8 protein-coding genes are annotated in these 10,709 nt (G+C 46.4%); 3 read left to right on the top strand and 5 right to left on the bottom strand.

Features of this window, described 5'->3' with window-relative positions:
• Positions 1-61: 61 nt before the first annotated feature.
• The 4 genes from ABD892_RS13620 to ABD892_RS13605 form a co-directional block, all read right to left on the bottom strand.
• The gene (locus tag ABD892_RS13620) at positions 62-577 is read right to left on the bottom strand and encodes a DNA-primase RepB domain-containing protein (RefSeq protein ID WP_345196335.1); all 516 of its coding nucleotides are present in this window, start codon (positions 575-577) and stop codon (positions 62-64) included.
• A gap of 87 nt (positions 578-664) precedes the next feature.
• Positions 665-976: a helix-turn-helix transcriptional regulator gene (locus ABD892_RS13615; RefSeq protein WP_345196334.1), complete on the bottom strand. Its 312-nt coding sequence runs from the start codon at positions 974-976 to the stop codon at positions 665-667.
• A gap of 233 nt (positions 977-1,209) precedes the next feature.
• A complete protein-coding gene (locus ABD892_RS13610; protein ID WP_345196333.1) occupies positions 1,210-1,857 on the bottom strand; it encodes a helix-turn-helix domain-containing protein in 648 nt (215 codons plus the stop codon).
• A 53-nt stretch (positions 1,858-1,910) separates the two neighbouring features.
• A complete protein-coding gene (locus ABD892_RS13605) occupies positions 1,911-3,329 on the bottom strand; it encodes a tyrosine-type recombinase/integrase (RefSeq protein ID WP_345196331.1) in 1,419 nt (472 codons plus the stop codon).
• A gap of 241 nt (positions 3,330-3,570) precedes the next feature.
• Here ABD892_RS13605 and ettA point away from each other — a divergent pair, with 241 nt between their 5' ends.
• Positions 3,571-5,238: an energy-dependent translational throttle protein EttA gene (ettA, locus tag ABD892_RS13600; RefSeq protein ID WP_345196330.1), complete on the top strand. Its 1,668-nt coding sequence runs from the start codon at positions 3,571-3,573 to the stop codon at positions 5,236-5,238.
• Positions 5,239-6,173: 935 nt separating this feature from the next.
• Entirely contained in the window at positions 6,174-8,564 is a 2,391-nt protein-coding gene (locus ABD892_RS13595; RefSeq protein ID WP_345196328.1) for a sulfatase-like hydrolase/transferase, read from the top strand.
• Between the two features lie 212 nt (positions 8,565-8,776).
• Here the strand turns inward: ABD892_RS13595 and ABD892_RS13590 are convergent, their stop codons facing one another.
• The gene (locus tag ABD892_RS13590; RefSeq protein WP_345196327.1) at positions 8,777-9,436 is read right to left on the bottom strand and encodes a class I SAM-dependent methyltransferase; all 660 of its coding nucleotides are present in this window, start codon (positions 9,434-9,436) and stop codon (positions 8,777-8,779) included.
• A 134-nt stretch (positions 9,437-9,570) separates the two neighbouring features.
• Here ABD892_RS13590 and ABD892_RS13585 point away from each other — a divergent pair, with 134 nt between their 5' ends.
• Entirely contained in the window at positions 9,571-10,707 is a 1,137-nt protein-coding gene (locus ABD892_RS13585) for a DUF2817 domain-containing protein (protein WP_345196325.1), read from the top strand.
• The last annotated feature ends 2 nt before the right edge of the window (positions 10,708-10,709 follow it).

The raw sequence follows: 10,709 nt of genomic DNA, 5'->3' as shown, positions 1-10,709 counted from the left end.
TTTGCCTGAAGAGCACAGGGGACGCTCTCTTCATTCAATTTAGCCTTACTTCTTCAGATCGTTAAGCGGGAGTTAAGGAGCCCGGTGTGCGCAGTACTCTGGTAATATCACAAACATTCGGATCACCACCAGTCAATCGATTCAGCCTTTTCTGAATAGCTTTGAACACCTTCTTTGGAAAGTTGGTTTCCACAAATATGTACAGATGGAATCTACCGGGGCTTGTTTCCACTATTGCGTGCGGCTCAATGCCGATATCACCTAAGGCGGTCAACCCATCATTCAATGGTACAGTGTCAATATCAACCACTAGCGTGCGTACTTCTGTGATATGCTCACTACTTCGCCCTTTGAGATCGGTCTTATTAATGCAGTGGGCGACGCATGCACCTTGATCATTAAGTCTTTTGGCCTTTTGCATAACTTCATCGTAGTGCCCATGAAAAATATCAGGCCGTACCATACAGCCATGCTTTTCGGGGAATACATTGATTGTAAGAACCGGATTTTCTTCTCCGGTAAGATTTTGAAAGAACTGCAGTGTGAGATCTGGCTTTTCGACAGGTACCTTGACCATAATTAATCTCCTTATATTGTGGTCGTTGTGAAAATCATTGTCTGGAGCAGTTCGAAGGCGTAAAGCCTTCGAACTCGTTGCATGGCGTCATTGATCACCAAACACCTCATCATTCGCCGGTCCTTCCTTTTCCGACATCCAGCGCATGACATCTTCCAGACGCCAAACTACATGACGGGGAGATATGTGCACTGGTTCCGGAAATTCACCGAGCTGGATCAGCCGGTATATGGAAGACTTGCTGTAATGGGTCAACCGCATGACCGTCTTCAGCTTTATCCATTTGGTGTAGATGAGCGACTCACTGGGGCTTCCATTGGGAAGACTTGCCGCCAAGTCTTCCAACTCGTTTGCATCCCTGCATACAACGCTAATGGGGATGGTGGGTTTTTTAGCCATAGGTTTTCTCCGTAACATGGCTCATTATTTTTATGCCAACACCTCCTAGGCATACCGCCCATTTCTGGTCTGACTAAGACCTGCTGGAAATGAGATACTTTCATAATATAGCCTGGGGGAATATTTTTCAACGGAAGCACCTTATTTTTAGTTTTTACAAGGCGCTATGACTGATTATTTGTGAGGGAAAAACTCATTTAACCCTTAATAATCAGAGAGTTAAAGATATCGTCTCAGTAGAGAAATTGATGAACTGGAGCAATGAACGAAAGCTCATCTCTTAGAAGACATGTCGGGGGAGTACTATCCTGGAAAAGAATTCTAAATTTTTCGCCAGTGAGATAATCGAGACCGTTTTCAGCCATCTTACATAGTAAGAAGCCACCGTCGCCCTTTTTCATACGCACCGCATAGAGATTTTGAGTTGGGATAAATCCAGGTACTAATACCGCATATTTAGGGGCACCAAATTGAAACGGGGTATCTTGGTCAATGGCTATTGCAACAGACGACTTATTACCTGAAGTAATCTCCACTAAAATTTCAGTTGGTATAGAGCCGCTTAATGAGCCTATTACACTTATTAGCTGAGGCTGCTCTACAAATATTCTTTCAAAATATTCATCATTTGGCTCAATATCGTAGACACTACAGCCCAAAGCTTTGGAGAACATAACCATGGCTTCATAGTTGAGTGGGATAGCCCCCATCAAGTATTTCGCCACAGATGACTGCTTCATATTAAGCATTTCGGCTAGCCTTACCTGAGTCAATCCATGTTCTTTTTTCTTTTGACTATATATGGTTTTTAGTCGAGCAGCCCGAGCCTTCTGGACAGATTTATCCAGTATTTTCGTATTTCCAGTCTTCTGCTTTTCCATAGTGAACAGCTTCCCTTTAAACCTCACATAGTCGGTAATAATCAGCTAAGTCGTTACACCCGCTCCAGATGATACTCACCCAACTTATCAACCAGATACCCCTGAAAATAATACCGTTCATAGATAAGCTGTAATACTTCCCCTGGCACCTGGGCATCAAACATTTTTGCCACATGAGGCGGCTCTGCACAGATATGATCGATAAAGTCAGCCCAGAGCTGGAATGCCGTCCGAATCACCTGTGTCTGCCTCGCCTGGTTATACACTCGTGACATACCTTCCCTGCTGTGGCCTGTAACAGCCGTCGTCACACCGTCAGGCGTACCAAGATTACCCAGCTGAGTTTCCAGCGTCCGCCGGAAATCATGGTTGTTCCGGTTGGTAATACCATAATGAGCCCGGTATCCATTGACCTTGGTGCGCCAGTATCGAGTGCTCATATGGCCCGTGTCAGGATTTCTCCGCCAACGTCCTCGATCATTGTATTCCCGCTTGGCTCCAAATACATGGGTCTTGTTACTGAACCGCTCAATGCAGACCTTCATTACCTGCTGTAACTGGCGAGACATAGGAATACGGAAATCCTCCCCTTCGCCCTGATTCAACACGGCTTGCTTGTTCTTTTTCAAACGCTCTGCCGGAATTGTCCAGATACCGGTGTCGAAGTCGAATTCACGTATCTGTGCGCCAAACAACTCCATACAACGAACACCTGACAGAATAAGGGCCTTCATGCTCAGCATGGCGTTATCAGGTAGCGGGCAACCGTCTGGGTTCAACAGCAGCATGCGCAGCTCCTCCATCGAGTAGAACTGCTTGCGAACACGATTTCTTCGTTTTATGCCCAGATGCGCAAAGGGGTTACTTTTAACCTTGAAGTTGCTGATACCCCACTCCCACATACTCGAAGCAAAACGTGCCACATCGGTCCGGGTTTGCAGGGTTTTCTCTTTTTCTATCCGCACCAGCATGTTCTTTACAGCATGATCGGGCACAGAACTGGCGGGGTAATCCTTCAGCGCTGGCAGTACATAGCCCTTGATCCGGCTTTGGTACGGAGCCTTATGCTTGATATTGGGTTCCACATGAGCGTCCCAGTAATCATCAACCAGCTTACTGACGGTGTAGATAGCTCCACTGACAACCTTTCGCTGCTCGCCAGTCGCTCGGGTAATTAAATCGTCTAATACTTCAGGGTCTTTCAGATCCAGGCCGTTACTACGGGCTGCCTTGGCCATGAGGTGGATACGTCTTGCATCAGAGAGGGTGCGGGCAGGATAATCGCCATATTCGATGCGCGACATTTTGCCTTCCCTGAACGTATCCACATATCGCCAACTGAACGCCTTTCGACCTGAGGGAAATACCCTGACCGTAAGGCCGGTGCTGCCATCGGCCAGTGTGTACTCAGTCTCATTCGGTTTGGCATTGCCAAGGGCAGTGTTAGATAATGGCTTTTTTGTACGTCCCATGATTTCTCCCTTCCGTCGTCCTAGTCGGAAGTCCTTAATATATCATGTACAGGTCATATTTTGGGCAAATTTGGGCAAACCCTTGGGCAAAAAAATCCTGGATTCAGTAGGAATTCGTGAGACTAACAGGGACTTGGCGGGACTGTTGAGGCTAACATAAAGAAAACAGCTTTTTGTTTATTATCAATAGGTTAGATGCTAAAAAGTCTGTATTTTAAGGTGATTTTAAGAGAATTCTGAAATGGCTCAATACGTTTACACCATGAACCGGGTGAGCAAAGTCGTGCCACCCAAGCGCCAGATCCTGAAGGACATCTCCCTGTCCTTCTTCCCCGGCGCCAAAATCGGCGTACTGGGGCTCAATGGTGCCGGTAAATCCACCCTGCTGCGCATCATGGCCGGCGTTGACACCGAATTCGACGGTGAAGCCCGCGCCCAGTCCGACATCAACGTGGGCTACCTGCCCCAGGAACCGCAGCTGGATCCTGAAAAAACCGTCCGCGAAGTGGTTGAGGAAGCCCTGGGCGAAGTAAAGGAAGCCCAGCAGAAACTGGAGGAAGTCTACGCCGCCTATGCCGACCCGGACGCGGATTTCGACAAGCTGGCTGCCGAGCAGGCCCGTCTGGAAAACATCATCCAGGCTGCTGACGCCCACAACCTGGACCGCAAGCTGGACGTCGCCGCCGATGCCCTGCGCCTGCCCGAGTGGGATGCTGTGGTGAAAAACCTCTCCGGTGGTGAGCGCCGCCGTGTGGCCCTGTGCCGCCTGCTGCTCGCCAGCCCGGACATGCTCCTGCTAGACGAACCGACCAACCATCTGGACGCTGAATCCGTCGGCTGGCTGGAACGGTTCCTGTGCGAATACCCCGGCACCGTGGTTGCCATCACCCACGACCGTTACTTCCTGGACAACGCCGCCGGCTGGATCCTGGAACTGGACCGTGGCGAAGGCATCCCCTACCAGGGCAACTACTCCTCCTGGCTGGAGCAGAAAGAACAGCGTCTGGAAATGGAACAGAAGCAGCAGGACGCCCGCCGCAAGGCCATGGAGCACGAACTTGAGTGGGTGCGCTCCAACGCCAAGGGCCGTCAGTCCAAGAGCAAGGCCCGTCTGGCCCGGTTCGAGGAAATGCAGTCCCAGGATTTCCAGAGCCGTAACGAAACCAACGAAATCTACATTCCACCCGGTCCGCGTCTGGGCGACAAGGTCATCGAATTCAATAATGTCACCAAGGGCTTTGGTGACCGTCTGTTGATCGACGACCTGAGTTTCAGCGTACCGAAGGGTGCGATTGTCGGCATCATCGGTGGTAACGGTGCCGGTAAGTCCACCCTGTTCAAGATGATCATGGGCCGCGAGCAACCGGATTCCGGCAGCATCGAAACCGGTGACACCGTCAAGATCGCTTTCGTCGAACAGATGCGCGACGAAATGGACAACAAGAAAACCGTCTGGGAACTGGTGTCCGAAGGCTCTGACATCCTGCGTATTGGCGGCTATGAAGTCCCGTCCCGCGCCTATATCGGCCGATTCAACTTCAAGGGCGCTGATCAGCAGAAGCGTGTCGGTGAACTGTCCGGTGGTGAGCGCGGTCGTTTGCAGCTGGCCTGCACCCTGAAAGAAGGCGGCAACGTGCTGCTGCTGGACGAACCCTCCAACGACCTCGACGTGGAAACCCTGCGCGCCCTGGAAGAAGCCATGCTGGCCTTCCCCGGCTGTGCGATGGTGATCTCCCACGACCGCTGGTTCCTGGATCGGGTAGCCACTCATATCCTGGCTTACGAAGGGGATTCCAAGGTGACCTTCTTCGAAGGGAACTACACCGAGTACGAAGCCGATCGCGTTGCCCGCCTGGGTCCTGACGCCGCCGGCCCGCACCGGATCAAGTACAAACGTATCGATGCCTGATTTCGAGCATTAAATACGTTTACAAGAGGCAGCTATCTCATTTCAAGGTAGCTGCCTCATACACTGATACGACGTTACTTTATGCTGTGCTACTGGATGATGACTCGGCTTACATTCATCATACGTAATCACAGGATTCGTATTCGCGCTATACATGGTATTGAAAAGGCAGTCAGTCACATCTTCAAGGGTACATCCAGAGCTGCTGTCTGAATCGTATATATAACTATTTATAACAAGATATGAATCATGCGGCATGAACTCTCCAGCACCTGGAAATGTACAGACGCTTTCTTGATTGTGACGTCTATTCTTGCCCATCGTTGAATATTTATGCTGCTGTTCAAGTGCTGAGCGAATTTGATACTTAAGTTCAGCAAACCCTATGATGTCGGGTGTTACTCTCGATAGCGTTGCATTAATGGTTGGGTCTAGCACCAGTGTATTACCACTATCTGCATGCTCAAAAACGAGATAGGCATGAGCTACCATTTTAGGAATCGAAGCCTTATCATCAGACTCAAAGTATTTAGAGGTAAATAAGCCTATCGCTGGCTGGTTTAATGACGTTTTTCTACCTCCATGCTTTTAGATAAGCCATAACCCTGATGGATTCCTGTTTTTCTGAACCGGCGCCAGTATCACTATCTATTCCTGTTCTGAATATCAAGCTGTGTTGTTCGCATCATAAATTGATGTTTAATACTGATTTAAAAGAGAAATTTTAACCGCTGATACCCACCACACCATACTTTCAATGAAATCCACACTACAAACAAGCAAATGACATAAAGCATAAAATCTACACCTCACTATTTATCAAACAAACACAAAAAAACAGCGGACTGCTGATAACAGTGCTGCATCTAAACTATACTTTCGCAATATAAAAACAAAAAACGACCCCAAAAAATCAATTCTTACAGCTAGCAGTAATGAATGAATTATTTATAGAATCGCTTATGGCACTGTGGAAAACCAAGTCAACCTGGTTGCCCACACTAGGTTTCTTGCATCTTGGATTATTCTTTTACACAAAAAACAAAATAAAAAAAAGCCTATTTTCAATAACACTCGCACTACTCTACTTATTTTTAATCGGACCAATCATGGAAATCATTCCATTATTAGCCGTAGATTCCTTTCATGAAGCAAATCACTTTTCCATCAACGAAGCATTTTTCTGGCTAAAAACCATCATATCCACAGCATCAGCGACTGACTGGCAATACACAAAACTATGGATTACAACCTACATCATCTATTTCTCACTCTGGTATATTTGCTGGGTGATAACACATAAAAAAAATGGGTTTCAAAAAGCCTATTACTCATTAAAAATTCTAACGATTATTTCACTCACTGCTCTATTACCCATATCATCCATCAGCACTACAGCCCAAGCCGTCATTAGAAGCACGACCTTTCAAAAAACATTACAGAACAATTTTCATGACAGCGCATTAACCACAACCGTTGAAACCGCCTCTAAGGGTACATCCGTCTTCCTTTATATCGGTGAAAGCACTTCATCAATGCACATGGGAATATATGGCTACCCCAGGAAGACGACACCAAAGCTGGAAGGGTTTAAACGGGAGAACCCGCATTTTATTGTGGGTCAAAATGTGTGGTCAACGCATACGCATACTACGCCGTCTATCCTTGAGGCACTGAGCATCCCCGCCAATAAAAAAAGTTTGATTGGTAACACACCGATTTATGATAGAAAGCAAATTCCTCTACCGAGCCTGTTAAAAAGCATTAATATCAACACCTACCTTTTCAGCAACCAGAGTAAGTCAGGCACATGGAATCTTGCGACTTCCATCATATTTAAAGACGCTATAGAGCACTATTCCAACACAGCTACGGCTAATCTTGGGAACCTCAGCCACTTTCTCGACAGGGACCTCGATCATACTTACCTGAAACAGGTTATAACGCAGAAAATACCTGCAATGGAACAGGACGATCTTGCTTTTTATGTTTTCCACTCATATGCCGGCCATGGTCACTATAAGCGCTTTATCCCCACTTCATTTCATACGCCAGTCGACAGTTATTTTTCCAACATCGATCATGAAGGAATTGTTGGCTCAAGGATAAAAGCTGACCTGCTGGATATGATCGAATCCTACGACAGCGCCATTTCATACATTGATTCCAACATATCCACAGCTTTGAACTACGTAAAAAAGCAAACTGCTCCTATGATATTTGTCTACCTATCAGATCATGGCGAATCACCTTACTCAGGGAGAGGACATGACTCATCTAGATTTTTACCAGAAATGGCTCAAATACCTTTCTTTGTGTATTTTAATGATGCTGCTGTCCAAGAAAACCCTGACTTATTTTCGAAAACAAAAAAGCGTTTAGAGAACAATATATTTTCCACACTGTCACAACTGCCCGATACGATCCTTGAATTTTTAGGTATTCATATTCATAAAATAGCTGATGGTACAACTCACACGCCTTGCCAAATAGGTGTAGGCAACTGTAACCATAAAGACATTCTTATCAGGAATTTCGGGGCTGGCTATGGCTCAATCCGAACCCGCATAAGTACAGACAATCACCATAGAGACCTGACAGATGATGCAACAAAACACAACATTCTACTAAGAGAATTTTCTGCCAATGATATTGGCATTTGCTATCATCGATCTAACTCCATAGCCAAGGCATTAAGAGGAGCCGCATTAACCAATTGTCTGGAAATAGACATGATCATAACAAACAATCGTACCATAATAACCCATCCTTCCATTCCCCCTGTTGGAATATCCCTAGAAAAGATTGCAAAAATAGTCAAAACACAAAAAAACAAAAGAATGAGTCTCTGGATAGACGCAAAAAACATTAATACCCTTGATAATTGCAAAACTATCGAAAGGGAGCTATCAAAAAATTTATACTCTGATATTCACACTTTGGTAGCATTCCCTTCCTCATCAATAGAGGAGGGGGATGATCTGACTCCCTGCATCGAATCACTCAACCAAAAAGGGTTTTTCACATCCTATTACATTCCTACAAATATAGGATCCGAATGTTCAACAAGTATTAGCAATGGTCATTCTCCATCTGAATCAGAAGCCTGTATGAAGCTGAATAAAATTTTAAATCATTCAATCTTCAAACAATGGTTCACAGATATTTCTTTTGATTATCGAGCATGGACGGCCATAAGCAGCATTCCTGCTGCGCAACATTTCAAATGGAACACTTGGCATATCAAGGTAGAAGACGTCCACAATCTTCCTCTTGATCGCTTTAGGCTAGTGATGCCTGAAAATACAGATATCAATACACGTTAAGTAACAAACAACAAGAATATTTTTCTTTTGCTGTTTATTTCTTTTCGCCCTGGTTGACATACACCGAGTCAGGCGACACGCCATGAAACCACCCATGCTCAACGGACTTATATTCAGCCAGAGTGCAATGTTCCCGACTAATGCTGTAACGGCTCGACGAGGCCATCCAGAAAACATCCACAACCTGCTACCGCCCACCACTTGCCAAGCCATCATCGCTTACGTGCAAGCATGATACCATCAGCCAGTGGCAGTAAAACCATATCCACCCGGTCATCCTGATGAATTTTCCAATTCATCGCCTTGAGTGCGTCAGTATCCGCATCACCGCCCTCTTCAGCGACACGACCACTCCATAACATGTTATCGAGAATAACCAGGCCACCAGGGCGCAACAGCTTCAGGCAGCACTCATAGTAATCGTCATAGGACGATTTATCAGCATCAATAAATGCCATATCAAACGTGCCGGCTTCGCCATCCGCCAGTACGTTATTCAGGGTTTCCAGCGCGGGCGCCAACTGCAGGTTAATTTTTCCATCAACACCGGCAGCCTGCCAGTAACGCCTCGCAATAGCCGTAGTGTCAGGATTGATATCGCAGGCCAGGATATAGCCATCGTCAGGCAACACATCAGCGATAGCAAGAGAGCTATAGCCTGTAAACACACCCACCTCAATAATACGGCGCGCATTGACCAACTGGACCAGCAATGCCATGAATTGCCCCTGTTCAGGCGCAATCTGCATAATGAAATCTTGCCGCTGCGCTGTTTCAGTCCGTAACCGGGTTAATACATCAGATTCTCTACAGCCAGTTTCTATGAGATATCGCCCAAGCTGCTCTGTCATCTGCAACGTTTTATTACTCATACGCTCCTCAGGTATTCCTTATCTCTCACTCTGATTAATTAAACAGAAAAGACAACCGGATTGTTATAACAATCGCTGGAATGACAGTGCTAAATCACGTTCTACCCATTGAGACACTTATACAGGAGAACGTCATGGCATCAGCAGCTAAGGGCACGGTGATAGGCCTGCCATCAATGAGTGACACGCAAAGATCAGGCAAAGACCTTGCCCCACATCCAGAAGTGACAATCAAAAGCTATATGAACCAAGGCCTGCCCCCCCTGGCAAGATCCCACAGCAACCCACTGATTCAAGATCGAAACACGAAAATCTTGCCAAAATCCTACTATGAAGCGATGCAGGAATTTACGGACCGCGCTAACCAATACGCAGAAAACGCTCAACAACCTGGTAGTCACAAACGATGTGCAGGCAAGGTGGCGGAGCTCAGTGACATTTCTGATGGCGGTTTAAATGGTGAATCATTAGCAATGCGCGGCTTCCTGATATACGAGGGAGAACCTGACACCATTAAAACGTTAGTCAGCCTGACAGGCGGCCTGCACGGCTCTGAAGCGAGAATTGCCATTAAGACCCAATGTGATTTGATACAAAGGCTTTCTGAAGGTGAACAGCAACTTCCAGCCAATACAGCGATATTATTTATTCCAGCTGTCAACCCGTGGGGCGCATCCTACAGTGACCGCTGCAACCAAAACAATGTGGATCCCAATCGTAACTTTCCGACAAGTAAGAGTGCTTATGAATTACATCCCAGCGGAGACCTGGAAAGAGTATGGGAAGAAATGAATACTTTTATGAATCCACCTGAAGAACAATCGCCAATCACATTCTATCTGAAACTGATTGGTAAGTTCATTAAGTATTCTTTGCTTAAACATGGTGTATTTAAACACTTCTTCGGAGAGGAAAATCCAATGCCTGCTGCAATTGCTGGCGGTCAAAATCGCGATCCTCAAAAACTTTTCTATGGCGGCGACCATCCAGAAACCAATACCCAGGCCGTTATCAAGATGTTTAATGAATCGTTAGCATTATTCCCTAATGTAAAAACCGTGTTTCATAACGATGACCATACAGGCCTGGCGAAAAAAGGGGCGCACAGTGTAGAAGTCAAAGCGTCATCACCTGCACTTGAAGAGCGTGTCGCAGATGCCATCAGCAACAGGCTCAGTGGTTGCACCATCCCTCTGCATATTCTGGTTTACTTGAACACCGATTCTGGTCTACTTGAACACCCCCGTCACCTTACGTATTGGCGAGCCTGATT

The sequence above is a fragment of the Kistimonas scapharcae genome, from assembly GCF_039540975.1.
GTDB lineage: Bacteria > Pseudomonadota > Gammaproteobacteria > Pseudomonadales > Endozoicomonadaceae > Kistimonas > Kistimonas scapharcae.
The sequence above is the reverse complement of the archived record's forward strand: the minus strand, read 5'-3'. Positions and strand labels throughout refer to the sequence as shown.